Source organism: Saccharopolyspora sp. 6V (genome assembly GCF_020176785.1).
Lineage (GTDB): Bacteria > Actinomycetota > Actinomycetes > Mycobacteriales > Pseudonocardiaceae > Saccharopolyspora_C > Saccharopolyspora_C gregorii.
Genome location: NZ_JAIUKB010000025.1, coordinates 72,729 through 93,522, shown reverse-complemented (window position 1 = coordinate 93,522; position 20,794 = coordinate 72,729). Strand labels below are relative to the sequence as shown.

Annotated in this window: 30 protein-coding genes, 1 tRNA gene and 1 pseudogene; 26 read left to right on the top strand and 6 right to left on the bottom strand. The window is 68.6% G+C overall.

Going from position 1 to position 20,794, the window contains the following annotated elements; genetic code table 11:
* Nucleotides 1–116: 116 nt before the first annotated feature.
* Nucleotides 117–1,589, bottom strand: coding sequence for a S10 family peptidase (locus LCD35_RS05950; protein WP_225043882.1), 1,473 nt, complete (start codon nucleotides 1,587–1,589; stop codon nucleotides 117–119).
* Between LCD35_RS05950 and LCD35_RS05945 the strand changes: the two genes are divergently transcribed.
* A complete protein-coding gene (locus tag LCD35_RS05945) occupies nucleotides 1,588–2,406 on the top strand; it encodes a uracil-DNA glycosylase (RefSeq protein WP_224966303.1) in 819 nt (272 codons plus the stop codon). The genes LCD35_RS05950 and LCD35_RS05945 overlap by 2 nt on opposite strands.
* 2 nt (nucleotides 2,407–2,408) lie before the next feature.
* On the opposite strand, the gene LCD35_RS29820 is transcribed toward LCD35_RS05945, so the two are convergent.
* Genes LCD35_RS29820 through LCD35_RS05935 form a run of 3 tightly spaced genes read right to left on the bottom strand, consistent with a single transcriptional unit; the run spans nucleotide 2,409 to nucleotide 3,208 of the window.
* On the bottom strand, nucleotides 2,409–2,534 hold the full coding sequence (locus LCD35_RS29820) for a hypothetical protein (RefSeq protein WP_255614397.1): 126 nt from the start codon (nucleotides 2,532–2,534) through the stop codon (nucleotides 2,409–2,411).
* Nucleotides 2,535–2,549: 15 nt separating this feature from the next.
* Nucleotides 2,550–2,951 carry a type II toxin-antitoxin system VapC family toxin gene (locus LCD35_RS05940; RefSeq protein ID WP_224958916.1) on the bottom strand — a complete coding sequence of 134 codons (402 nt, stop codon included), beginning with the start codon at nucleotides 2,949–2,951 and terminating at the stop codon, nucleotides 2,550–2,552.
* A complete protein-coding gene (locus LCD35_RS05935) occupies nucleotides 2,951–3,208 on the bottom strand; it encodes a hypothetical protein (protein WP_224958918.1) in 258 nt (85 codons plus the stop codon). The genes LCD35_RS05940 and LCD35_RS05935 overlap by 1 nt, the downstream gene beginning before the upstream one ends.
* 104 nt (nucleotides 3,209–3,312) lie before the next feature.
* Between LCD35_RS05935 and LCD35_RS05930 the strand changes: the two genes are divergently transcribed.
* The 7 genes from LCD35_RS05930 (at nucleotide 3,313) to LCD35_RS30690 (ending at nucleotide 9,576) form a co-directional block, all read left to right on the top strand.
* A complete protein-coding gene (locus LCD35_RS05930) occupies nucleotides 3,313–3,714 on the top strand; it encodes a hypothetical protein (RefSeq protein WP_225043881.1) in 402 nt (133 codons plus the stop codon).
* Entirely contained in the window at nucleotides 3,696–4,232 is a 537-nt protein-coding gene (locus LCD35_RS05925; protein WP_224958921.1) for a type II toxin-antitoxin system VapC family toxin, read from the top strand. The genes LCD35_RS05930 and LCD35_RS05925 overlap by 19 nt, the downstream gene beginning before the upstream one ends.
* A gap of 405 nt (nucleotides 4,233–4,637) precedes the next feature.
* Nucleotides 4,638–5,960 carry an NAD(P)/FAD-dependent oxidoreductase gene (locus tag LCD35_RS05920; RefSeq protein WP_224958922.1) on the top strand — a complete coding sequence of 441 codons (1,323 nt, stop codon included), beginning with the start codon at nucleotides 4,638–4,640 and terminating at the stop codon, nucleotides 5,958–5,960.
* A 365-nt stretch (nucleotides 5,961–6,325) separates the two neighbouring features.
* Entirely contained in the window at nucleotides 6,326–7,468 is a 1,143-nt protein-coding gene (locus LCD35_RS05915; RefSeq protein WP_225043880.1) for a RimK family alpha-L-glutamate ligase, read from the top strand.
* A gap of 194 nt (nucleotides 7,469–7,662) precedes the next feature.
* Nucleotides 7,663–7,739: transfer RNA gene (locus tag LCD35_RS05910), tRNA-Leu, on the top strand.
* A 112-nt stretch (nucleotides 7,740–7,851) separates the two neighbouring features.
* The gene (locus LCD35_RS05905) at nucleotides 7,852–9,054 is read left to right on the top strand and encodes a site-specific integrase (protein ID WP_224966301.1); all 1,203 of its coding nucleotides are present in this window, start codon (nucleotides 7,852–7,854) and stop codon (nucleotides 9,052–9,054) included.
* A 222-nt stretch (nucleotides 9,055–9,276) separates the two neighbouring features.
* Nucleotides 9,277–9,576 carry a hypothetical protein gene (locus tag LCD35_RS30690; RefSeq protein WP_224966300.1) on the top strand — a complete coding sequence of 100 codons (300 nt, stop codon included), beginning with the start codon at nucleotides 9,277–9,279 and terminating at the stop codon, nucleotides 9,574–9,576.
* Here the strand turns inward: LCD35_RS30690 and LCD35_RS29815 are convergent.
* On the bottom strand, nucleotides 9,534–9,662 hold the full coding sequence (locus LCD35_RS29815; protein ID WP_255614394.1) for a hypothetical protein: 129 nt from the start codon (nucleotides 9,660–9,662) through the stop codon (nucleotides 9,534–9,536). The genes LCD35_RS30690 and LCD35_RS29815 overlap by 43 nt on opposite strands.
* A gap of 135 nt (nucleotides 9,663–9,797) precedes the next feature.
* Nucleotides 9,798–10,034: pseudogene (locus LCD35_RS30685) on the bottom strand (helix-turn-helix domain-containing protein); the annotation flags it as partial.
* A 145-nt stretch (nucleotides 10,035–10,179) separates the two neighbouring features.
* Between LCD35_RS30685 and LCD35_RS05890 the strand changes: the two are divergent.
* The 18 genes from LCD35_RS05890 to LCD35_RS05805 all read left to right on the top strand — a co-directional run bounded on the left by LCD35_RS05890 (nucleotide 10,180) and on the right by LCD35_RS05805 (nucleotide 20,792).
* Complete coding sequence (locus LCD35_RS05890; RefSeq protein ID WP_225043879.1) at nucleotides 10,180–10,470, top strand: helix-turn-helix domain-containing protein; 291 nt, start codon at nucleotides 10,180–10,182, stop codon at nucleotides 10,468–10,470.
* Nucleotides 10,467–10,691, top strand: coding sequence for a helix-turn-helix domain-containing protein (locus LCD35_RS05885; RefSeq protein WP_225043878.1), 225 nt, complete (start codon nucleotides 10,467–10,469; stop codon nucleotides 10,689–10,691). The genes LCD35_RS05890 and LCD35_RS05885 overlap by 4 nt, the downstream gene beginning before the upstream one ends.
* The gene (locus LCD35_RS05880) at nucleotides 10,688–10,963 is read left to right on the top strand and encodes a hypothetical protein (protein WP_225043877.1); all 276 of its coding nucleotides are present in this window, start codon (nucleotides 10,688–10,690) and stop codon (nucleotides 10,961–10,963) included. Before LCD35_RS05885 ends, LCD35_RS05880 begins: the two co-directional genes overlap by 4 nt.
* A complete protein-coding gene (locus LCD35_RS05875; RefSeq protein WP_224966296.1) occupies nucleotides 10,960–11,265 on the top strand; it encodes a hypothetical protein in 306 nt (101 codons plus the stop codon). The genes LCD35_RS05880 and LCD35_RS05875 overlap by 4 nt, the downstream gene beginning before the upstream one ends.
* Nucleotides 11,262–11,753, top strand: a complete 492-nt coding sequence (locus tag LCD35_RS05870; RefSeq protein ID WP_224966295.1) for a hypothetical protein — start codon at nucleotides 11,262–11,264, stop codon at nucleotides 11,751–11,753. Before LCD35_RS05875 ends, LCD35_RS05870 begins: the two co-directional genes overlap by 4 nt.
* Nucleotides 11,750–12,436, top strand: coding sequence for a hypothetical protein (locus LCD35_RS05865; protein ID WP_224966294.1), 687 nt, complete (start codon nucleotides 11,750–11,752; stop codon nucleotides 12,434–12,436). The genes LCD35_RS05870 and LCD35_RS05865 overlap by 4 nt, the downstream gene beginning before the upstream one ends.
* On the top strand, nucleotides 12,433–12,783 hold the full coding sequence (locus LCD35_RS05860) for a hypothetical protein (RefSeq protein ID WP_224966293.1): 351 nt from the start codon (nucleotides 12,433–12,435) through the stop codon (nucleotides 12,781–12,783). Before LCD35_RS05865 ends, LCD35_RS05860 begins: the two co-directional genes overlap by 4 nt.
* Nucleotides 12,780–13,106, top strand: a complete 327-nt coding sequence (locus tag LCD35_RS05855) for a hypothetical protein (RefSeq protein WP_224966292.1) — start codon at nucleotides 12,780–12,782, stop codon at nucleotides 13,104–13,106. The genes LCD35_RS05860 and LCD35_RS05855 overlap by 4 nt, the downstream gene beginning before the upstream one ends.
* 199 nt (nucleotides 13,107–13,305) lie before the next feature.
* Nucleotides 13,306–13,671, top strand: a complete 366-nt coding sequence (locus tag LCD35_RS05850) for a hypothetical protein (protein ID WP_225043876.1) — start codon at nucleotides 13,306–13,308, stop codon at nucleotides 13,669–13,671.
* Entirely contained in the window at nucleotides 13,668–14,480 is an 813-nt protein-coding gene (locus LCD35_RS05845; RefSeq protein ID WP_225043875.1) for a DNA adenine methylase, read from the top strand. Before LCD35_RS05850 ends, LCD35_RS05845 begins: the two co-directional genes overlap by 4 nt.
* Entirely contained in the window at nucleotides 14,477–14,803 is a 327-nt protein-coding gene (locus LCD35_RS05840; RefSeq protein ID WP_225043874.1) for an HNH endonuclease, read from the top strand. The genes LCD35_RS05845 and LCD35_RS05840 overlap by 4 nt, the downstream gene beginning before the upstream one ends.
* Nucleotides 14,800–16,221 carry a DNA cytosine methyltransferase gene (locus LCD35_RS05835; RefSeq protein ID WP_225043873.1) on the top strand — a complete coding sequence of 474 codons (1,422 nt, stop codon included), beginning with the start codon at nucleotides 14,800–14,802 and terminating at the stop codon, nucleotides 16,219–16,221. Before LCD35_RS05840 ends, LCD35_RS05835 begins: the two co-directional genes overlap by 4 nt.
* Nucleotides 16,222–16,524: 303 nt before the next feature.
* Complete coding sequence (locus LCD35_RS05830) at nucleotides 16,525–17,316, top strand: hypothetical protein (protein ID WP_225043872.1); 792 nt, start codon at nucleotides 16,525–16,527, stop codon at nucleotides 17,314–17,316.
* Entirely contained in the window at nucleotides 17,316–17,963 is a 648-nt protein-coding gene (locus LCD35_RS05825) for an ATP-binding protein (protein ID WP_225043871.1), read from the top strand. The genes LCD35_RS05830 and LCD35_RS05825 overlap by 1 nt, the downstream gene beginning before the upstream one ends.
* Nucleotides 17,960–19,294 (top strand): replicative DNA helicase, encoded by a 1,335-nt coding sequence (locus tag LCD35_RS05820; protein ID WP_225043870.1) that lies wholly within the window; start codon nucleotides 17,960–17,962, stop codon nucleotides 19,292–19,294. The genes LCD35_RS05825 and LCD35_RS05820 overlap by 4 nt, the downstream gene beginning before the upstream one ends.
* Nucleotides 19,295–19,542: 248 nt before the next feature.
* The gene (locus LCD35_RS05815) at nucleotides 19,543–19,890 is read left to right on the top strand and encodes a hypothetical protein (protein WP_224966284.1); all 348 of its coding nucleotides are present in this window, start codon (nucleotides 19,543–19,545) and stop codon (nucleotides 19,888–19,890) included.
* A complete protein-coding gene (locus tag LCD35_RS05810; protein ID WP_224966283.1) occupies nucleotides 19,890–20,144 on the top strand; it encodes a hypothetical protein in 255 nt (84 codons plus the stop codon). Before LCD35_RS05815 ends, LCD35_RS05810 begins: the two co-directional genes overlap by 1 nt.
* Nucleotides 20,145–20,375: 231 nt before the next feature.
* A complete protein-coding gene (locus LCD35_RS05805) occupies nucleotides 20,376–20,792 on the top strand; it encodes a hypothetical protein (protein ID WP_224966282.1) in 417 nt (138 codons plus the stop codon).
* Nucleotides 20,793–20,794 lie beyond the last annotated feature (2 nt).

The window sequence follows — 20,794 nt, the reverse complement described above, 5'->3', positions numbered from 1 at the left end:
CCCCCCCGCGCCGGGCCCCCCCCCCCCCCCCCCCCCCCCCCCGCGTTCCCGGGCCCCGCCGGGGGGGGGGCCCGGGGGGCCGGGGGGGGGGGGCCCGCCCCCCCCCGGGGCTGCCGCTAGCCGCCCTGGCGGATGAATTCGGCCAGGTCAGCGGACTGCTGGACGCGGGACGGCTCGTGCACGTACATCATGTGGCCCGCCGGGTAGTAGCGGACCTCGATGTTGTCGCGCAGCTCTTCGGGAATGGGCAGCCGGGCCAGCACGTGCTCCGCCGCGTAATACGGTGTGGCGCCATCGGTGTACCCGGCGGCGACGTGCACCCGCAGGTGCGGATTGGTGCGCATCGCGGCACCCAACTTGTCCACCACCGAAACCGAGGAACCCTCGAACTCCTTGTACGACCACGGCTGCACCCGATTGCTCAGCAACGCGTACGGCAGGTCGTTGGCGTAGTCGAGTTCCTGGCGCAGGTAGTGGTTGATGGCCGCGGAATAGGCGCCGATGATCCCGGAGACGCTCGGGTCGTCGGTCATCCGCTCGCCCGCGGCGTCCGGCTCCCAGCCGACGAAGCGCCCGTCCATCCGGCCCACGGTGCGGCGTTCGGAGCGCAGCAGCTCGGTGAAGAACCGCAGGTGCTCGATGCGCAGGTTCGCCCGGTCCACGTAGTCCTCGGACAGGCCGGTGAGCTCGGCGGTGCGGCGGATGACGTCGGCGCGCTCGAACGCGGGCAGCCGCGCGCCGCGGGACAGCGCCCACGCGTAGTCGCCGGAGGCGAACTTCTCCGCCTCCTCCAGCACCTCGGGCAGCGGCCGGTCGCCGTGCTTGCCGTGGTGGTGCGCGATCGCCGCGTACGTCGGCAGGTACAGCACGTGCGGCAGGTCGTTGCCCTCGGTGAACCGGATGGTGCCCATGTCCAGCACCGACGAGATCAGCAGCAGCCCGTTCAGGTACAGCCCGTGCTTGTCCTGGAGGTGCTCGGCCAGCGCCGCTGCGCGCAGCGTGCCGTAGGACTCGCCGGCCAGGTACTTCGGCGACATCCAGCGCCCGTTCCGCGAGGTCCACAGCCGGATGACCTCGCCGACGGACTCGATGTCCCGCTGGTAGCCGTGGAAGTCCGCGGGCTCGCCGCCGTTGACGGCCCGCGAGTACCCGGTGGAGACCGGGTCGATGAACACCAGGTCGCTCTCCGCCAGCAGGGTCTCCGGGTTGTCGGCGAGCCCGTAGGGCGGAGCGGCGAGCGATCCGGTGTCCCCGGACAGCACGCGGCGCGGCCCCAGCACCCCCAGGTGCAGCCACACGCTCGCCGAACCGGGACCGCCGTTGAAGGCGAACGTCACCGGGCGCGGTTCGGCGCTGTCGACGACGTACGAGGTCAGGTGCACCTCGGCCTTGGCCTTCAGCCCGTCGAACTTGCCGTCGGTGGTGACCTCCTCGCGCAGCACGATGCGGCCGGTGGTCGCGGTGTAGGACAGCTCACCGCCCGCCGCGGTGATCGTGTGGTGCGTGCTGACCAGGTCGTCGGTCGGTTCGGCCGGGGCCGTCGTCGTTTCCTGCCCGGTTTCGCCGGTGCTCGTTTCGGTGGCTGCCATGACCGAACTCTACGTGCCGGAACCCGCGGGACGGCGAGGTTTCTGCGACCGTGGAGGCGTGATCTCCGAGCTGGTCGACGATCCCGTCACCGATCCCGCCGCAGCGGCCCGCGGTGCCCGCGAACTGGGCGTGTTGGACGAGCGGATCGCGCGCTGCACCGCGTGCCCCCGGTTGGTGGAGTGGCGGGAGCAGGTGGCGCGGGAGAAGCGGGCGGCGTTCCGCGACCAGACCTACTGGGGGCGCCCGGTGCCCGGGTTCGGCCCGCCGGACGCGGCGATCGCGGTCGTCGGCCTCGCACCGGCGGCGCACGGCGCGAACCGGACCGGCCGGATGTTCACCGGTGACCGGTCCGGGGACGTGCTCTACCGGGCGATGCACGACGTGGGGCTGGCGTCGCAGCCGCACGCGCACGGGCTCGGCGACGGCCTGGTGCTGCACCGCACCCGGATCACCTCGCCGGTGCGGTGCGCGCCGCCCGCGAACAAGCCGACCCCGGCCGAGCGGGACACCTGCCGGCCGTGGCTGGCCCGCGAACTGGTGCTGCTGCGGGACACGGTGCGGGTGGTGCTGGTGCTGGGCGGTTTCGGCTGGCAGGCGGTGCTGCCGGTGCTGCACGACGCGGCTTGGGCGGTCCCGTCGCCGCGCCCGAAGTTCGGTCATGGCGCGGAGGCGGTGCTACCGGCGCGGGACGGCGGCGCGGATCTGAACCTGCTGGGCTGCTACCACGTGAGCCAGCAGAACACCTTCACCGGAACGCTCACCCCGGAGATGCTGCGCGACGTGCTGCGCCGCGCCCGCGAGCTCGCCGGGATCTGACCTCACCGCACGTCGCGGAGCGCCGCGGCGAACTCCGGGTGCGGATCGTCGACCACGACCACCGCACCGTCCTCCGACGTGCGAGCCCCGCTGACCCGCGCCAACGACCCGAACGCGAACGGCAGCACCGAAGCGAGGGCGAACTAGGCGTCGAAGATCGTTCGGATCTCGCAACGGACACCACGAGCGCGGGACAGCCTGCGATCTCCAGTCAGCAGCGGGCACCCCAGCAGCTCTGCGGCCGCGACGTATGCGGCGTCGTACGCGGTGATGTTGCCGCGCAGCTCCCACATGCGGGGGAGGATCCGCGCGGGGCCGACCTCGTCCACCGCCATGTCGACCAGAGCGGTCATGGCGTCTTCAGCACGTTCGAGGGTGATCTTCTGGCCCAGCAGCCGACCGCGGATCACGGACATGACCTCAACGGGGAGGTGCGAAGGCGCCGCCCAGTGGTCGTCGGTGGCCAGTGCTTCCCGAGCCCGACGTCCTGCTGGACCGTCGTCGAGCAGGGCATCGGCCAGCGCCGATGCGTCCACGACCAGCACTAGCCGCCGCCGTTCTCGTCGAGCCCGCGCTCGTCGCGCATGCCGCGGAGTTCATCGGCGGTATCGCCCGCTGCGACCCTGCTCCCGTCCGACCGGCCGGAGAAGCGGGAGAGGACGGCTCGGTTCTCCGAACGGCGCGCCTCGGCTTCGACCAGCGACAACAAGTACGCCTGCAGGGACTGCCCCTGCGCGCGCGCTCTGTCGACCAACGTGTCACGCACGTCCTCGGGTACGTCGCGAATCTGCAAGGCCACCATGTGCATGCAATATACATGCGTTCGCCGTCTGCGGGGGCACTCGACGGGGTGATCGAGTGTTCTTCGGGTGGATCGGATGTTGCCACCGCCGGTAGCATGTGAGTATGCGAGCGGAGCGAGAGGGACGAGGTGGCGCGGCGCCGTCCGATCTCGAAGGGCGGCGGTTGCCCGAGTTCGCGGATCGGTTGGCGGAGCTGGTGGGGCGGTACCGGTCGGCCGGGGTGCCGCCAGGGGGCGTTGACGTCGTGCACCCCGCAGCGTCCGGGGAGATCCGGTCGTCGGGTCGGGCGCGCAAGGTGAGCGTGTCGATCCCGGAGGACCTGACGGCTGCGGTGCAGCAGCGGGTCGGGCGCGGCGCGTTCAGTCAGTACGTCACGGATGCGGTCGCGCGGCAGCTGGAGCTGGATCTGCTGGCCGAGCTCGCCGACCTGCTCGAACGCGAACACGGACCGGTGCCGTCGGCGGTGCTGGAGGAGGCGAGGTGTGCATGGCCCGACCACGAATAGCCGCGGGCGGCACGCTCCTGCTCGACGCCGCTGCCGTGCGCAAGCTCGCGGCCGGTGACGTGCGCGTCCGCGGGCACGTCGAGATCGCCCGCGCACGCCGGGCCCACGTGGTCATCAGCGCGGTGACGCTCGCCGAAGCGATGCTCGGTTCCGGTGCCGGGTCGGAGCTCGCGGCGGTGCTCGATCGGATCAAGGTCCTCCCGGTGCGTCCGGAGGACGCCCGTCTCGGCGGGAACTGCACCACCGGTGGCGCGGCGGGCCACCGGGTCAACTCCACAGTGGACGCGATGGTCGCGGCGGTCGCGCTGGGGCTCGCTCGTCCGGTCGTGCTGCTCACCGAGGATCCGGACGGCATGCGCCACCTGCTCTCGGGGCTCACGGACCCGGCAGGAGGTGGCGGTGACCGGGTGTCGGCGGAACTCGGCGGCGACCTCGGCTCGGCCGCCGATTCCCCCGCGTGCGAGGAGATCGGGCCTCGTGCGGTCGGTAGACGGGGCATCGCCGTGGTGCAGGCGTGAGCCGTTGCCGGAGCCGCTCCGGTCGGGCGGGTGTGGCGAATCCGTTGCGCCGTACCGGTTCAGCGCCTGTGAGCACCGGTTTCTTGATCGGGGCGAACGGCCCGACGGCACCGTCCGCGCTCGCGCGAAGCGCTCGTTCCCGGTGCTGTGCCTGGTCAACGCGGGTGAGCGGTGATCCGGCGTCGAACTCCCGGGAATGCAGAAGATGCTGCGGCGAGGTGGCTATCCGGCCGGAAAAGTCGGTAGGGTGGCGAGCACTCCGGCCCTCCCGCTCGACGGATCCGCATACTGAGCGCAGCCGCCCGCGCACAGCGCGTCGATCGTGATCAGTGCCACGCGCGACTGGCGTCACATTAGGGGGGGTCTGCGGACCGTGTCCCATTCCAGTGGTGCGACCATATCGGCATGGCTGGTAAATCCGAACCCACCCGGATTCTCATCCTCGGCGGCGGCTATGTCGGCATGTACACGGCGCTTCAGCTTCAGTCCAAGCTGGGACGTCGTGAAGCCTCCGTCACCGTGGTCGATCCTCAGCCGCACATGACCTACCAGCCCTTCCTACCGGAAGCGGCGGCGGGCTCGGTCGAGCCTCGCCACGTGGTAGCGCCACTGCGACGAGTCCTGAAGCGGTGTCATGTGATCACCGCCAGTGTCACCGAGATCAAGCACGCCGACCAGGTCGTGACGATCGAGAACCCGCAGACGGGTCCCGAAGAGCTCCCCTACGACGTGCTCGTGGTGGCGCTGGGCTCCGTGTCCCGACTCCTGCCCATCCCCGGCCTGGCGGAACAAGGCATCAGCCTCAAGACCGTCGGTGAAGCCATCTACCTGCGCAACCACGTGCTGGCGAAGATGGACGCGGCGGCCAACACCTCCGACGAGGAGCTGCGTAAGCGGCTGCTCACCTTCACCTTCGTCGGTGGCGGCTTCGCCGGAGCCGAGGCGCTGGCGGAGCTGGAGGACATGGCCCGCTACGCCACCCGCTACTACGAGTCCATCTCGCCGGAGGACATGCGGTGGGTCCTCGTCGAGGCCGCCGGGCGCGTGATGCCCGAGGTCAGCGAGAAGATGGGCGTCTACGTCGTCAAGGCCCTGGAAGAGCGCGGGATCCAGGTCTACCTGAACACCTTCCTGAAGTCGGTGGAGAACGGGCACGCCGTGCTCTCCGACGGGACCGAGTTCGACACCGACACGCTGGTGTGGAACGCGGGTGTCAAGGCCAACCCGGTGCTGAAGAACTCCGACCTGCCGCTCGACGAGCGCGGCCGGATCAGGGCCACCTCGCACCTCCAGGTCGAGGGTCTGCCGAACGTGTGGGCCGCCGGTGACTGCTCGGCGGTGCCGGACCTCTCGAAGGCCGACACCGACCCGAACGCGACCTGCGCGCCGTCCGCGCAGCACGCGGTGCGCCAGGCGAACCAGCTCGGCAAGAACCTGCTGGCGTCGCTGCGTGGCAAGTCCACCAAGGAGTACCGCCACGCCTACGCCGGTTCGGTGGCGGGCCTCGGGCTCTACAAGGGCGTCGCCGACGTCTACGGGTTCAAGGCCAAGGGCTTCGTCGCCTGGTTCATGCACCGCACGTACCACGTGAGCCGGATGCCCACCTTCAACCGCAAGATGCGGATCGTCATCGACTGGACGCTGGCTTTCCTGTTCAAGCGGGAAGCCGTGTCGATGGGTCAGATCCAGAATCCGAAGGCCGACTTCGAGCGGGCCGCGGCAAGCTGACCGCACTCCGGGTGATCACCGCGTGCTCCATGAGCACGCGGTGATTCGCATACGAGTGGGGGCTGCTCCGTGCAGGCGATCGGGTGACCCGCTACCCTTGACAATGAGTAGCGGGTAATCGAAGACTGTCGGGGCGTCGTCACTCAAAAGGATGCCTCAGTTGGGGAAGGGGTGAATCCTTTGACTCTCCAGGAACTTGCGGCTCTGCTGCGCAGCGACGAAGTGCAGGACGGCCCGCTCGCCGATTTCGCGGCCGAGTACCAGGCCGCTTCCGAGGTGTTCCGCAAGAAGGACGACTGACCGAGCGCAGCACCCGCCGGACCATTCGCGCACCGGTGATGGCGGCACCGCAGGAGGACCGGGGTATGACCGAGGGGGCGGCGGACGACTTCGCGCACCCGTTCGGCCCCACGACCGGACCCGCCGCCGCCGACTTCCGTCCCGGGCCGCTGCTGCTGCAAGGTCAGGATTACTTCTTCCGCTCCGCCGACACCAGCCTCGACTTCCAGGAGCGCGTGCACCGCGCGGACCTGGTCGACGACGGCGACGGCGATCCGATCCCGTGCGTGCTGGTGCTCGCGCGGGCCGCGGACATGGAGATGAACGAGCTCTCGCTCGCGCTGGCGGAACGCAACATCCGGATGGTGCGCATCGACGCCGACCGGTGCCTGGACATCGCGCTCACCGTCTACACCGACACCCCGCTGATCGAGCTCGAACGCTGGCTGCTGCGGCCGATCGTCGTGTGGCGGCGGCACTTCGACATCACGGCGCTGCCCGTGGACCCGACGACCGTGCACGGCGCCTACGTCCGCGAGCAGTGGCGCGCGGTGTCCGGCTGGCTGTCCGGCCGCGCCGACTGGGAGCAGATCAACCCGGTGCGCTCCAGCGCGCATCTGGACCGGCTCACGCAGCTGCGAGACGCCGCCTCCTTCGGTTTCCGGGTGCCGCGCACCGCGGTCACCACGCTGCCGGGCCGGAACCGCCCGGGCGGCGGCCAGTGCATCGTCAAGACCGCGGGCCACCACATGCTCGAACCCGAACCGGGCGCGCTGCGCGGGCTCTTCCCTCGGCCGCTGGACATCCGGCACTCCGCGGAAGCGCGCGAGCCGGCCCCGGTGCTGGTGCAGCAGTACGTCGGCTCCGAGCACGAGATCCGCGCCTTCGTCGTCGGGGACGAGGTCATCGGCTACCGGGTGGACAAGCTCGATCCGGCGCAGCTGTGGGTCGACCCGGACTCGGTGGTCGTGGAGCGGGTCGAGCTGCCCGCGGGTCTGGCGACGCGGCTGCTGGCGCTGTGCCGCTTCTGGCGGCTGCACGTGGCGGCGTTCGACCTGCTCGCCGCGGAGTCCGACCACGTGTTCCTGGAGGTCAACGTGAACTGCGACTGGCGCTGGTTCGAGCACCGGGCTCAGGACGACGCGGTCTCCACCGCCGTGCACCGCTGGGTCGCCGAACGCTACGAGCACCTCGCGGCGACCACCTCGGCGCCGAGGTGGGACCGGTGATCGCCGGCCGCACGGACCGCCGGTCGCCGCGCACCGGGGGGAGCGGCTTGCTCTGCTCGGCGGCTTCCGAGCGGTGGGAACCGGGGGCAGAGTCGGTGCGTCCGAACCGGCGGTGGCGAACGGTCCAGCGCCGGTCGGCACCATTACGGCTCGGCCCGCTCCCGAGGACCTCCTCGGTCGCGCGCTGAGGCCCAGCCCCCGTAGCCCAACTGGCAGAGGCAGACGACTTAAACTCGTCCGAGTGTCGGTTCGATCCCGACCGGGGGCACCATAAATCGCAGGTCAACGCGACCTGTCGCAGGCGAGCGGTACGCTGAACCATGCAAAATCCATGCTTTACTGCATGATCAGCCCCCGAAAACGCCCCGACGGGAGACCCTGCGATGGCTCGGCCACCACTCCAGATCGGCACCCACGGCACCATCCGCACCTACCAGACGGCGACCGGATGGCGGGCCGTCACCAACTACCGCGGACGGGACGGACGAACCCGGCCCATCGAACGATCCGGACCGAGCGAGCCGAAGGCCAAACGCGCCCTCACGGCCTTTCTCGCCGGACTCGCGGATGAGCGAGCCAACCTGACAGCCGCGGCGACCTTCGAGGCGCTCGGGGCGCCTTGGCTGGAGAAGCGGGTCAAGGTCAAGCGCGCCCAGACCACCTACGACAACTACCGGCGCACGCTGAACAACTTCCTGATCCCCCGCATCGGCGGGATCAGGCTCAACGAGATCGATGCACCCCTGCTCGAAGACCTCTTCGACGAGCTCGAAGAGGAGGGCTACTCTGCGTCCTACCGTCGGCACATCCGCAAGGTGATCCGGGGAGTCCTCGGCTACGGCATCCGCCGCAAGCTCATCACCTCGAACCCCGTCGGTGACCTCTCGCCGATCGAGGGCGGCAGCAAGAAGGTCCGGTCACTGACCCACGAGGAGCGAACCGAACTCCTCTCCTGCATCGACACGCTCGTTCGTACCGATCCCTACTTCCGCCACTCCCAGATCCCCGACATCGTCCGCCTGATGCTCGGGACCGGAGTCCGCATCGGCGAGGCCGTGGCGATCCGCTGGCAGGACCTCAACCTCACCGACAGCGCCATCTCGGTTGACGGCGAAACGCTCCCGCCGCGATCCCTGCATGTCACGGGCAACCTGGTCCACGTGCATACCGAAGGCGTACAGCGCCACGGCGGCAAAACGGAGAACGCGAACCGCATCATCGACCTGCCGCTGTTCGTCGTCGTCCTGCTGGAGCTCCGCCGCCCCGACGGGGCGAACCCTGACGAGCCGGTGTTCCCGTCGCAATCCCTCGGATGGCGCCAGCCCAACAACGTACGCCGCTCCTGGCGCGCCGCGCTCCAGAAGATCTACGACAAGTGGGAGATCGACTACCGGTGGGTCAACCCGCACGTCTTCCGCAAGACTGCGGCGACGATCCTCGATGACAGCGGCCAGTCCGCACGGAAGGTTGCCGACTTGCTGGGGCATGCGGACCCGTCGATGACACAGCGGGTGTACATGGGTCGTGGACAGTCCAACCCTGCCGCCGCCGACGCGCTGGATGCCGCCTACTCCCGACAGTCCTAGCGTCACTCCCCGTGAGTCGCCCGCACGGACCATTGCAGCCCCGCATGGCGCAGAGGTGAAATGAACTCGTGTTCGACCATGACCTATTTGCCGACCACACTGCGGCATAATGGTGGACACGGACGGTCGTTCGACGTCACCCACGTTGGGCTCGGCGACCACGCACCGTGGGCAGCAACGGGGAGCTGCCGTCTCCTTCGACCACCACATTGGGGGCTCGGCGTGAACCTCGACGAGATGATGATCGACGACCCGGCGGGCTTCCTCCGGGTTGCTGTTGAGAACTACGTGCAGGCTCACGCCACGACGGGCGACGAGCGGCTGGATGCGGTCACCTGTGCCGTGCGGTTCCGCCATCGGACGTTTCCCGAACGCGTCCGGATGGCGACCATGAGCCCGATCGGCTGCACGGGGCCGGGGGATCAGGTAGCGCTGCTGCACGCGGCCCTCTCTGATTCGAGGGCCGCGTGCACTTCGCGTTACGGGCGAACGCGCAGCTCGGGCCCCGCGTCGTCGGAGTAGGACTCCTCCAGGTCGGAGTCGGTCGCGTGCACGGACGTCACGAAGGTGGCGTCCGTGCTGCTGTCCGGTGGGGGAGCGTCGAGCATCGACACGATGATGAGTTCCAGCGCTCGCTGTTGCTCCGTGGATAGCTGTGACCATCGTTCGAGGTGTCGGCGCTGGGAGACAGTAGGCGGTCCGGCCTTATCGTCGAGGGACACTGGCGGGAGCCCAGCGAGTTGAAGCGCCTCGTTCGGATCGAGGCCGACGGTCTGCGCCGCAGCTCTGACGGTATCGGGCCGCGGGCTGGCTGGCACCGCTTGCCCGTGACCGACACTTCTTACTCCGGTCTCCAGTTGAGACCAGACGGTCACCGAAAAACCAGCGCTCCGCGCTGCGGCACGCTGGGATAGGCCGGCGTCTTCGCGGGCGCGTCGCAGGGCCGGGCCTAGCGGCCACGACCGTTGTTGCTCGGACATAGTGCTCAGCATGTCGCATCTCCACTAGATCTACCAAGTTGTCAACTGCATGTTCACGGCTTGTTGACGCAGGTCAATTGCGTTTGAGCCCTAAAGATCTCCGGAGATATTGCCTGATTGCACTTGATGACATACAGTGGACACCATGAGGAACTTCAGCCCCCGCCCGTGGGACACCCTCCGCGTCATCCGCGAGAAGGACGGGCACAGTCAGCACTCGTTGGCCGCAGTCAGTGGACTCAGCCAGGCGGCGATCAGCCTGCTGGAATCGGGAAGGCGTAAGGCCACTCCGCCGATCCGGCTCAAGCTTGCCCGTGCGCTCAACGTCCCTGTGAGCCTGTTGGAGCCTCGCGCTTCCGAGCTCACCGAAGTCGAGGCGCGTGAGCTGCTGGAGCAGATCCGCAGCGCTCAGGACGAAGAGGGGGACGCGGCATGACGTCGATCATCACTGACCCCGACCGGATTCAGCCGCAAGCACTCGGCGTCCGAGCAGCCGCCCGCTACCTGGGGCTTACTGAGAAACAAATGCGGCGCCTGCTGGCGACCCGCGAGATTCCGTCGCGGAACACAGGACGCGCCTACATCATCTCGATCAAGGCTCTGGACGACTACCTCGCTGGCGCCGACGACCCGATCAGGCACCCCGACTCTGCATGACCTGGCAGGACGCGGCTTCCGCCGACGTCCACCACGTCGATGATCCTCACTACGCCGAGGGTTGCGACAACTGCGGCGAACCCGCTGTCCACGAGGTCTCGTGGGAGCCGGTGTCCACGCAGTTCGGCCTGCTCCGGGCCTGCGATGACTGCCTGGAGTTCGCGTTTCGCGAGGCCGTGACCGACAACGACGAGATCGGTCGCGACCGGATTCACCACACCATTCACCGCTTTCGCGGCGCGATGCCGCACGCCCTTTTGGAGGCAGCATGACCGAGCGAGTCGAGTGCGACGACTGCGGCAAGAAGGTCAACGTCCGCAAGGACGACACCGTCGCCGAGCACCACTGGGCCTATCGGGGTGTGCGGCAGCGCTGCGATGCCAGCGGCAAGAGGTACAGCCGCCATGCCGGAACGTTCCACTGCGTCGGCCGGACCGGAGCCCGCCAGTGGGTCATCGAGTGCCGTTGCGGGGAGAGCTGGCTGCTCGACGCCAATGAGAACAAGCCGTTCGAGGAAGTCGAGCGCCCGTGGCGTGAGCACTGCGAGCAGGTCAAGGGCGGTGCTGCGGCATGAGCACCAAGAACACCGCACTCCAGATCGCCGTCCTCCGCCTGCTCCTGGACAAGGTCAAGCAGGCCAGCGACGCCGCCAAGGCCAACGGCCTTGGACGGATGGACCCCGGCGACCGCATCACCGCCACCTACAACGGGCAGAAGATCGCCGCCGTCTCCGCCGCCGAAGGTAAGACCAGTGCGCGAGTCACCAACCCCGACGCACTCGCGGCATGGGTCGCCGAGCACTACCCGACCGAAGTCGAGCACAAGCCCGTCATCCGCCCGGCGTTCGAGCGGGTGCTGCTCGACCTCGCCAAGAAGGCGGGCGAACCCGTCGCACCCGACGGGGAGCTCGACGTCCCCGGCATCGCCGTCAGCAACGGCGACCCGTACATCACCGTCCGCCCGACACCCGAGGCCGAGCAGATCGTCACCGCGATGCTCGCCGCCGGAGTCCTCGACGTGGACGGCACCATCCACGAACTCCACGGGAGCGCAGCCGCATGAACGAGGAACAGCAGAAGCAGCTCCGCGCACCGTTCCCGCCAGAGCAGATCGGCAAGCTCCCTCGTGTCACCTGCTCGTCATGCCGGGACAAGAGGTGCGACCGCCACACCAAGTCAAAGTGCGACATCTGCAACTCCTGGATCTCCCCGGCTCACATTCACCTGGACTTCGTCGGGCACGCCGACCTGACCGACAGGCTGCTGTCCGTCGACTCCGAGTGGAACTGGGAGCCGCTCGCCTTCGACGCCAACGGGCTGCCTGCGTTCGACGGCAACAACGGGATGTGGATTCGGCTCACGGTGTGCGGCACGACGCGCATGGGGTACGGGCACCCGGACGGGAAGCGCGGCGGCGACGCGATCAAGGAAACCATCGGCGACGCGCTTCGGAACGCGGCCATGCGGTTCGGGGTTGCGCTGGACCTGTGGAAGAAGGAGCCGGCCCACCCCGAGGACCGCTCGGACGCGCCGAACAAGCAGCCGACTCCGTCGACTGCGGATGAGGCCCGCGCTCAGATCCTCAACGTCTGCAAGGCGCGGCGCCTGGATCCGAAGGCGGTGGGACGCAGCTACGAGACAACCACCGGGACGTCGCTGAACACCGAGACGGACATCAAGGCGATGCGCGACTTCGCGACTTCCCTGCGGGAGGGCCGGGTTCAGCTGGCGGAGGAGGCCGCATGAAGCCCCTCGTCGGCGACACGAAGTACCTGCACGACATCCGCCGCACCCGCCGAGGCGGTCGCTGGGCGATCCCCGTGGTCCTGCGCCGCGATCCGCCGCCGCACCTCGCGCAGCCGAGCTCCCGGCGGCCCCGACCCGGTGACGAGTGGCTCGACGAGGTCGCGGTGGAGCGGGCAGTGCGCGGGCGGGAGCCCGTCGGCCGCCCGCTCACCAGGTCCGAGCGCATCGCGGTCGTCCAACGGCTCACCGCTGCTGGATCCAGCGACAACGACATCGCCCGCCGGCTCCACGTCAGCAAGGCCGAACTGCGGCGGCTTCGCGAGTCCATCCGGCAGGAGGCGTTATGACCACGGGGGAACAGCTCCAACTCGCGGGCGTCGAGAGCAACCTCGCCGCCGCGACCGCGCCGCACCGGGACTTCCTGTGGCACGCGGAACGCGCTCTCGCAGAGCTGATTCACGAGGGCACTGAGTTCACCGCCGAGGACGTTCGGCGCCGCATCCCTGAGGGCGTCGAGCCCCACGACCCCAACGTCCTCCCGTCCTTGATGTCTCGCGCTGCCAAGGCGAAGCGCATGACCCACGTCGGCACCCGGCCTGCTGAACGAAAGTCCCGCCACGCGGGGCGCATCGGCCGCTGGATCGGATGCCCAGGAAGGAGCCAGTCGTGATCCGCGCAACCACACGAACGAGCCGCCGAGCGCGGCGCTGCATGACCTGTGACCGACGCGTGATCCGTACCGGAGACCGCTACCGCGACGTCGTCATGAGCCCCAACCACGACGGAATCGGGTACCCCGGATGGGTACGCGGCGCCGAATGCGCCGAATGCTCCCACCGCTATGGGCGCGGACACGTGGTCGGTGCGGCATGAGCGCACCCCTGACCCCCGCCCAGGCCGCGGCGACGCTGTGGCAGATCGAGCAGGACATCGACACCGAGACGCAGGAGCTCGTCCGGCTGCGAGGCGAGTACGCCGGGCTGCTGCGAACTCACCGGCTGGAGTTCGCCCGCGCCTTCCTCGGAACCCAGGGCTCGATGGACTTCCGCCGCCGCCGAGCTGAGGAGCAGACCATCGACTCCTGGTACGCGGTGCAGGCACACGAGCAGCTCGTCGAGGCCAGCAAGGACAAGCTCAAGGCGCTGCGCGACCGGTCCGAGATCGGGCGTGCGATCAACAGCAACCTCAAGGAGGAGATGCGGTTCACCGCATCCACGCCGGGGTGGTCGGCATGAGCGCCCCGCCCATCGCCTACTTCGGTGGCAAGACGAGGCTCGCTGATCGGATCGTGTCCCATCTGCCCGCGCACGAGCACTACGTCGAACCCTTCGGAGGCAGCCTGGCCGTGCTGCTGGCCAAGGGTCGGTCGCCGATGGAAACCGTCAACGACCTCGACGCCAGCTTGATGACGTTCTGGCGTGTCCTGCGGGACCAGCCGCTCGACCTGGCGCGGGCGTGCGCTTTGACGCCCCACTCCCGCGGTGAACATCGCGCAGCCTACGAACCCGTCGTCGACGAGCTGGAGCGCGCTCGGCGGGTGTGGGTGCAGCTCACTCAGGGACGTGGAGGGATCCGCACGTCGACCGGGTGGCGGCACTACGTCGACCCCGCCGGGTCCGGGACGTCGATGCCGGACTACCTGACTGGCTACATCGGGCGCATCTTCGCGGCTGCGGAACGCCTCGTCGGCGTGAGCCTGGAGTGCCAGCCTGCGCTGGAGCTCATCGAGCGGTACGGGCGCTCGCCGAACGTGCTGCTCTACGTCGACCCGCCCTACCTCGGGTCGTCGCGTGTGTCCGGCGGGTACGTGCACGAGATGCGCAGCGAGACCGAGCACCGCGAACTCGCGGCCGCGCTCCGGGGCTGCCGTGCCTCGGTCGTGCTGTCCGGCTACGACAGCCCGCTCTACACCGAGCTCTACGACGGATGGCACGCCACCCGCATCAACACCATGACCGGGCAGGGCGGCACCAGGCAGGACCGCACTGAGGTCCTGTGGTCGAACCGGGAGCCGCAGGACACGTTGTTTGGTGGTGCGGCATGAGCGAGCGATCAGCCCGAGCCCTCGTCTACGCCCGTTCTGGTGGCGCCTGTGAGCGCTGCGGCCACAACCACGCCGCCGAGTGGCACCACCGCAAGAACCGCTCGCAGGGCGGGAAATGGACGGCGGCCAACGGGCTGCACGTGTGCTCGACCTGCCACCACTGGATCACCGAGCACCCCGCCAAGGCCGCCCTCCGCGGCTACGTCGTTCGCTCGTGGCAGTCACCCCTCGAAGTCCCTGTCCGGCTCGCCTGGCACGGCGTCGTCCTCCTCGACGACTGCGGCCACTGGACTCCCTCCCTCGACCTTGGAGAAGCAGCATGACCCTCACCATCACCGACCTCTTCTGCGGCGCCGGCGGATCGAGCCAGGGCGCGCACGAGGTCGACGGCGTCCAGGTCGTCATGGCCGCGAACCACTGGTCGCTTGCCATCGACACCCACCAAGCGAACTACCCCGACGTCGGCCACGACTGCGCAGACATCTCCCAAGTCGACCCGCGCCGCTACCCGCGATCGTCGATCCTCTGGGCCTCGCCGGAGTGCACGAATCACTCGGTGGCCAAGGGCGTAAAGCGTGCTCAACCCACCCTGTGGGACAAGCCTGATCCGGCTGCGGAACGGTCTCGCGCAACCATGTGGGACGTCGTCCGGTTCGCCGAGCACCACCGGTACGAGTCGATCATCGTCGAAAACGTCGTGGACGCCGCCCGATGGGAACTGTGGTCGGCCTGGCTGTCCGCCATGACCTCGCTCGGCTACGAGCACCGCACCGTGTTCCTCAACTCGATGCACGCCCCGACGCAGAAGGCGCCGCGGGCACCGCAGAGTCGGGATCGGTTGTACATCGTGTTCTGGCGTAAGGGGAACAAGGCGCCGAACGTTGAACCTCGCCCGTTGGCGTGGTGCGAGCAGTGCAGCACCGACGTCCAGGCGATGCAGGTGTTCAAGCGCACCGAAAGGTGGGGGCGGTACCGGAGCCAGTACGTCTACCGGTGCCCGACGCCGCGGTGCCACATCGTCGTCGAGCCGTACGTGTCCCCTGCGAGCGCGGCGATCGACTGGTCCCTCGCGGGGGAGCGGATCGGAGAGCGGGCGGTTCCGCTGAAACCGGCGACCATGCGCCGAATTCAGACCGGGCTTGCGAAGTTCGCCACGATGCCGCAGCTGGTGCCTGCTGGCGGGACGTGGAACCTGTCGACGTCTCCGATCGACGAGCCGATGCGCGCCAGGACGACGAGGGAGACGGAGGGCCTACTCGTTCCCGTCGAAGGGCGCGATGGCAAGGAGGCGCGGCTGACGTCGGCGCCGATCCGGACGCAGACGACACGGAACGAGACCGCGCTCGTGGTGCCGTACTACCGGACCGGCACGGCACAACTGTCGAACCGCCCGCTTCCGACGATGACGACGCACGACCGGGTTGGCCTGGCGTTCGTCGCCGAACTCCGCGGCGGCGGATCGACCGCCCGGCACGTGTCCGAGCCCTTGGCCACGGTCACCGCCTCGGGCAACCACCACATGCTCGTGCGGGACGTGATCGAGCCGCCGCGCCCCGCGCCGACGGTTGAGGACTGCACCTTCCGGATGCTCACGCCGAGCGAGATCCAGAACGCGATGGCGTTCGGGGATAGCTACAAGCTGCTCGGGACGAAGCGGGAGAAGGTCAAGCTCCTCGGCAACGCGGTGACTCCGCCTGCCGCCGAGTTCCTGATCCGGGCTGTGCGCGACTCGCTGGCCTGACGACGAGTGACCCAGCTGGTCATGCCGGTCATCCGCACCTAGCTGGACGACATCAGGACAGGGTCGTTGCGGAAGTCCGAGCGCCGATGCCGACCCCTGTGGTGTGAAGTCCCGCGCAGCACGAAAACACCAGTTCAGGCCGACGAAGGGGGCCGACGTGAACGACCACGACAGCGAGCGGCCCCCGGAGGCGACTCCACCGCCCCGAGGGCCTGGCCGACCAACTCTCACGAAGGAACGGCTGATGGACAGCCTAAACGAGTCTTCCGAAACCGCAGGGGCAGCCGCCAAGGAGGTGCAGTGATGGCCCGCATCCGAACGATCAAGCCCGACTTCTTCCGCTCCCGCACGATCGACAAGCTCACCTACGAGCAGCGGCTGACGTTCATTGGACTGTGGACTCACTGCGATGACGAGGGGCGCTGCGAGTACGACCCGCGATTGGTGAAGGCCGATGTGTGGCCGCTGTCTGATCGCACCTCCGGGGACATCGACGGCGACGTTCAGGCGCTCACTGAGTCCTCACTGATCACTCACTACACGGTCGGGGAGCGCTCATACCTACAGATCAACGGGTGGCGTGAGCACCAGAAAATCAACCGTCCGACCCCGAGCAAGCTTCCGGCGCCTGATTCCGGGCAGATTGCACCCCTGACCAGCGGAGATAGTGACTCAGTGATGACTCAGGGAGTGCTCACTGAGGACTCACCGGGGGAAAGGAAAGGAAAGGAACAGGGAACAGGGAAGGGAAAGGAACAGGGAAGCGCCGCGGCTGCGCCGCTCCCGAGCGACGAAACCTTCACCACCTTCTGGTCCACCTACCCCCGCAAGGACGGCAAGGCCGACGCGCTGAAGGCGTGGAAGAAGGCCATGAAGGCGCATGACGCCGACCACCTGGTGTCCGAAGCCCAGCGATGGGCCGAACTCTGGAGCCGGGAAGGTCGCGACAAGCAGTACATCCCCCATGCCAGCACGTGGCTCAACGGTGAGCGGTGGACCGACGAACCGCCGGCACCGAAGCTCCGTGCCGTCTCCGGCGGCTACCAGCCGTACCGCGACCCGGAGAACACCTCCGGCTACTACGAGGACCTGTGATGACCGACCCGAGCATCATCACCATCGAGGACATCCCAGGCGTGGACGTCGATCCGCACTGGGTGAAGTGGGCGCGGGAGCGGTCCGCCGTGCTGGAGGCCGGAATCCCGGAGATGTTCGCGGACGCTGCCGCCGACCACCCGAAGGTCGTCGAGTGGGTCCGGCAGATCGTCCGTGAGGCAGTGGAGCGGCAGGACCGCCCTGGCGGGCTTGTAGCGGCCACACGCGGCCCGTGGCTGCTGTTGCTAGGCCCGGTGTCCCGCGGCAAGACTCATCAAGCCTACGGCGCTCTCAGAGCTCTTGGCGCTTCCGGCGTCGCGTGCTCGTGGATGCACGTGTCCGCAGCCGACTTCTACGCCCAGCTCCGCCCCCGCCACGGCGTGGACTCCGAGGAGGTCTTCGCGTCGTTCGCGAACGCCACCGTGCTCGTGTTCGACGACATCGGAACCGGCAAGGCATCTGAGTGGGTCGAGGAGCAGAACTACCGGCTGATCAATCACCGCTACGAGCGCCGCATGCCCACCATCCTCACCTCGAACCTGTCGACCACCGAGCTGCGGGCCAACCTCGGCGACCGAGTCACCGACCGCATCGCCCAGATGTCGAACCGTGTCGTCCTCGACGGCCCGAACAGGAGGAAGCCATGACCGAGGAGAAGCTTCCGCCGCAGTCGAAGGAATCCGAGTGCGCCGCCCTGGGGGCTGCGATCCAGTCGTCTCGTGCGCTGGCCGAGGTTGCGGCCGTGGTCACTGCCGATGACTTCTATTCGCCTCGGAATCGTGCCGTGTTCGAGGCGCTCTGCGACATGGACGCGGCCGGGGAGTCGATCTCGCCGATCTCGGTGTCGGAAGAGCTCTTGCGTCGGGGACAGCTGGAGCGGGTCGGTGGCGCGGCTTACCTGATGGATCTCATCGGGTTCGTCCCGGTGGGCTGGGATGCCGCGGACATGGCGGAGATCGTGGCGCAGAAGGCGTTCCTGCGCCGCTCGATCGAGTTGAGTACGCGGATCGGGCGCATGGCGTACGCGGCTGCGGATGAGACCGAGCTTGACGAGCTCTTCGAGTCGATGCGCGACATGATCGACGAGGCGGAGAGCGGCAAGAAGAAGGGGGTCGAGGTCGCGGAACCCGCCGAGCTGGTGAAGGAAGCGCTGGCGTCGTACCGGTCGCCGGCGTCTCCGTCGACCCCGATGGGGCTGCTGGACCTGGACCGCCTGACTGGGGGCATGAAGCCGGGCCAGCTCATCGTTGTGGCCGCGAGGCCGGGTGTGGGGAAGTCGGTGTTGTCGCTCAACGCCGCGATGAACGTTGCGGAGCAGGGGTTGACGTCGGTGTTCTTCAGCTTGGAGATGTCGAAGCAGGAGATCACGGACCGGTGTCTGGCGAATCTGGGGAGCGTGGATCTGGGGCCGATCGAGGCGCGGACGTTGAATGACCTTGACCTGCAGCGGCTCGACCGTGCGGGGGAGAGGTTCGAGGAGTATTCGATGCGGATCATCGATGACGCGACGATCGGAGGGGCTGGGATCCGCGCAGCGTCTCGTGACCTGTCCCGAGCCAGCGGGGGGCTGGGGTTGGTGGTCGTGGACTACCTGCAGCTGACCCACGCGACGGACTCCCGGATCTCCCGAGAGCAGCAGGTATCTGGGTTCTCCCGCGGGTTGAAACTCCTGGCGAAGGAGCTGCAGGTTCCGGTGATCGCGGTGTCGCAGCTCAACCGCGGCCCGGAGCAGCGTCAGGACAAGAAGCCGACGCTGGCGGATCTGCGTGAGTCGGGGGCGATTGAGCAGGACGCGGACAAGGTTCTGCTGCTGCATCACGACGAGTCGTCGGAGGTGAAGGCGGCGTCCGAGCTGGAGGTGATTGTGGCGAAGAACCGGCAGGGGCGAACGGGTTCGGTGTCGCTGGCGTGGTCGCCGCAGTATGCCCGCGTGGCGAACTTGAGCCGCCAGGTCGAGCCGATGCGGGGGGTGGCGTGATGTTGGATCGGATCGCTCGCATGGTCGCGGACCCGGATGAGCCGGATCCACCGAGGCCGCGTGCGCGTCAGGCTCGGTTGAGTCGGATGTACCTGGTGCCGAGCACGTAGCTCTCCTTGCGTCTTCGGCGGCCCTCACCTGCGGGTGGGGGCCGTTTTCGGCTTCTGGTGTCAACTCGGGCTTGCGTTGATTACACTTGATGACATAGAGTGGACACATCACCCCAGAGGCACCCCGAGGAGCCCCGAATGACCATCACCGACATCGGCGTCACTGCCGACGACATCTACCGGGCGCAGGCCCACCCGCTGGTCGCCGCTGAGGCACAGCGCGACTGGCTGGAGCGCGTCGTGGACGCCGCGTTCGACGGCCGGAGCGCGACGAGCCCCGAGCAGGCGAAGGCCGCGCTGCTGAACCACGAGCTGCACCTGGCCGAGCTGTACGCCGCCGAGTTCGGACTGTCGCGGGAGACGGCCCGCGTCGAGCACGGCTACGAGGCGTTCGCCGTGGTGCGCGGGGGCTACGAGTTGCCGGTGGAGTTCCGGGAGCTCGCCGCGGCGCAGCGCCTGGCGGACCTGCTGAACGGGGTGGCGTGATGAGCGCCTACGTGGAGGTCACCGCCGAGTTCACCCAGTTGCGGGGCGACAGCGTTCTGGTCCACGAGGGCGTCGAGCACCCCATCCCGGAGTTCGTTCCGCTGTCCCGGGGCGGCTCGTCGCGGATGGCGGCCCACCGGCTGCTGGTGGCGTTGCGGGATCTCGGACTGGAGCCGGACGGCCAGCTCCGGGACTGCACGGAGGAGCTGACGAAGCGCGGGTTCCGCCTGCGAGTCCGGGAGGTGGCGAAGTGAGCGAGCGAATCAACGTCGTGATCTCCGGGATCACGTGCAACGGAACCGGATGCGACGCGGCCATCACTGGACCCGAAATGCCGCAATTCGATGGGCGCGACCACTACGAGCACCGAGCCCGCACCGAGGGCTGGTCGATCTGGGTCGGCCACGGCCGACGCCACTACTGCCCCGATCACTCGCCCGCCCCTGGCCACAAGATGCATCGCATCGGAACGTGGAGGTAGCCAGATGACCGAGCAGTGGATCTGCGCGAATCGCGAATCCCGCGACGTGGTGAGCGTCGCCGTCGGAACCTACGGCGACCGGGACAGTGCTGTGCGGGTGTGGACCGGGCATCCGGATGTGGCGATGCGTGCCGCATGGTCGCTCGCTGAGCAGGCCACCGACTCCGCCGCGTACTGCGGTTCGCAGGTGTCCCTGGAGCAGCCGTTGGGCCAGTTCCGGCGTGACCCGCGGTCCGGTGTCGTGGTGGTCAACGTGGGCACCGATTCGTGGAAGGTTGTTGGCCGTGAGCCGTCGCCGCTGCACTACGGCTGGCGGCAGTGGCGGGACATCCGGGAGTGGGAGGTCATCGCCCAGGGCGAGGCGGCGAAAACGCCTCGGGGGCCGCGGAGGTTCGCGGTCGGTGGAGAGGGCGCGTTGTGAGC

Bases quoted from the DNA above. Each gene is read 5' to 3' on its own strand.
- LCD35_RS05905 (WP_224966301.1), top strand. From the start codon at position 7,852: ATGGCTCGGCCACCACTCCAGATCGGCACCCACGGCACCATCCGCACC.
- LCD35_RS05840 (WP_225043874.1), top strand. From the start codon at position 14,477: ATGAGCGAGCGATCAGCCCGAGCCCTCGTCTACGCCCGTTCTGGTGGC.
- LCD35_RS05875 (WP_224966296.1), top strand. From the start codon at position 10,960: ATGACCGAGCGAGTCGAGTGCGACGACTGCGGCAAGAAGGTCAACGTC.
- LCD35_RS05920 (WP_224958922.1), top strand. From the start codon at position 4,638: ATGGCTGGTAAATCCGAACCCACCCGGATTCTCATCCTCGGCGGCGGC.
- LCD35_RS05855 (WP_224966292.1), top strand. From the start codon at position 12,780: ATGACCACGGGGGAACAGCTCCAACTCGCGGGCGTCGAGAGCAACCTC.
- LCD35_RS05830 (WP_225043872.1), top strand. From the start codon at position 16,525: ATGGCCCGCATCCGAACGATCAAGCCCGACTTCTTCCGCTCCCGCACG.
- LCD35_RS05945 (WP_224966303.1), top strand. From the start codon at position 1,588: ATGACCGAACTCTACGTGCCGGAACCCGCGGGACGGCGAGGTTTCTGC.
- LCD35_RS05845 (WP_225043875.1), top strand. From the start codon at position 13,668: ATGAGCGCCCCGCCCATCGCCTACTTCGGTGGCAAGACGAGGCTCGCT.
- LCD35_RS05815 (WP_224966284.1), top strand. From the start codon at position 19,543: ATGACCATCACCGACATCGGCGTCACTGCCGACGACATCTACCGGGCG.
- LCD35_RS05880 (WP_225043877.1), top strand. From the start codon at position 10,688: ATGACCTGGCAGGACGCGGCTTCCGCCGACGTCCACCACGTCGATGAT.
- LCD35_RS05885 (WP_225043878.1), top strand. From the start codon at position 10,467: ATGACGTCGATCATCACTGACCCCGACCGGATTCAGCCGCAAGCACTC.
- LCD35_RS05930 (WP_225043881.1), top strand. From the start codon at position 3,313: ATGCGAGCGGAGCGAGAGGGACGAGGTGGCGCGGCGCCGTCCGATCTC.
- LCD35_RS05915 (WP_225043880.1), top strand. From the start codon at position 6,326: ATGACCGAGGGGGCGGCGGACGACTTCGCGCACCCGTTCGGCCCCACG.
- LCD35_RS05825 (WP_225043871.1), top strand. From the start codon at position 17,316: ATGACCGACCCGAGCATCATCACCATCGAGGACATCCCAGGCGTGGAC.
- LCD35_RS05865 (WP_224966294.1), top strand. From the start codon at position 11,750: ATGAACGAGGAACAGCAGAAGCAGCTCCGCGCACCGTTCCCGCCAGAG.
- LCD35_RS05950 (WP_225043882.1), bottom strand. From the start codon at position 1,589: ATGGCAGCCACCGAAACGAGCACCGGCGAAACCGGGCAGGAAACGACG.
- LCD35_RS05870 (WP_224966295.1), top strand. From the start codon at position 11,262: ATGAGCACCAAGAACACCGCACTCCAGATCGCCGTCCTCCGCCTGCTC.
- LCD35_RS05810 (WP_224966283.1), top strand. From the start codon at position 19,890: ATGAGCGCCTACGTGGAGGTCACCGCCGAGTTCACCCAGTTGCGGGGC.
- LCD35_RS05890 (WP_225043879.1), top strand. From the start codon at position 10,180: ATGAGGAACTTCAGCCCCCGCCCGTGGGACACCCTCCGCGTCATCCGC.
- LCD35_RS05860 (WP_224966293.1), top strand. From the start codon at position 12,433: ATGAAGCCCCTCGTCGGCGACACGAAGTACCTGCACGACATCCGCCGC.
- LCD35_RS05935 (WP_224958918.1), bottom strand. From the start codon at position 3,208: ATGGTGGCCTTGCAGATTCGCGACGTACCCGAGGACGTGCGTGACACG.
- LCD35_RS05850 (WP_225043876.1), top strand. From the start codon at position 13,306: ATGAGCGCACCCCTGACCCCCGCCCAGGCCGCGGCGACGCTGTGGCAG.
- LCD35_RS05820 (WP_225043870.1), top strand. From the start codon at position 17,960: ATGACCGAGGAGAAGCTTCCGCCGCAGTCGAAGGAATCCGAGTGCGCC.
- LCD35_RS05835 (WP_225043873.1), top strand. From the start codon at position 14,800: ATGACCCTCACCATCACCGACCTCTTCTGCGGCGCCGGCGGATCGAGC.
- LCD35_RS29815 (WP_255614394.1), bottom strand. From the start codon at position 9,662: ATGCTCGACGCTCCCCCACCGGACAGCAGCACGGACGCCACCTTCGTG.
- LCD35_RS05805 (WP_224966282.1), top strand. From the start codon at position 20,376: ATGACCGAGCAGTGGATCTGCGCGAATCGCGAATCCCGCGACGTGGTG.
- LCD35_RS05925 (WP_224958921.1), top strand. From the start codon at position 3,696: ATGGCCCGACCACGAATAGCCGCGGGCGGCACGCTCCTGCTCGACGCC.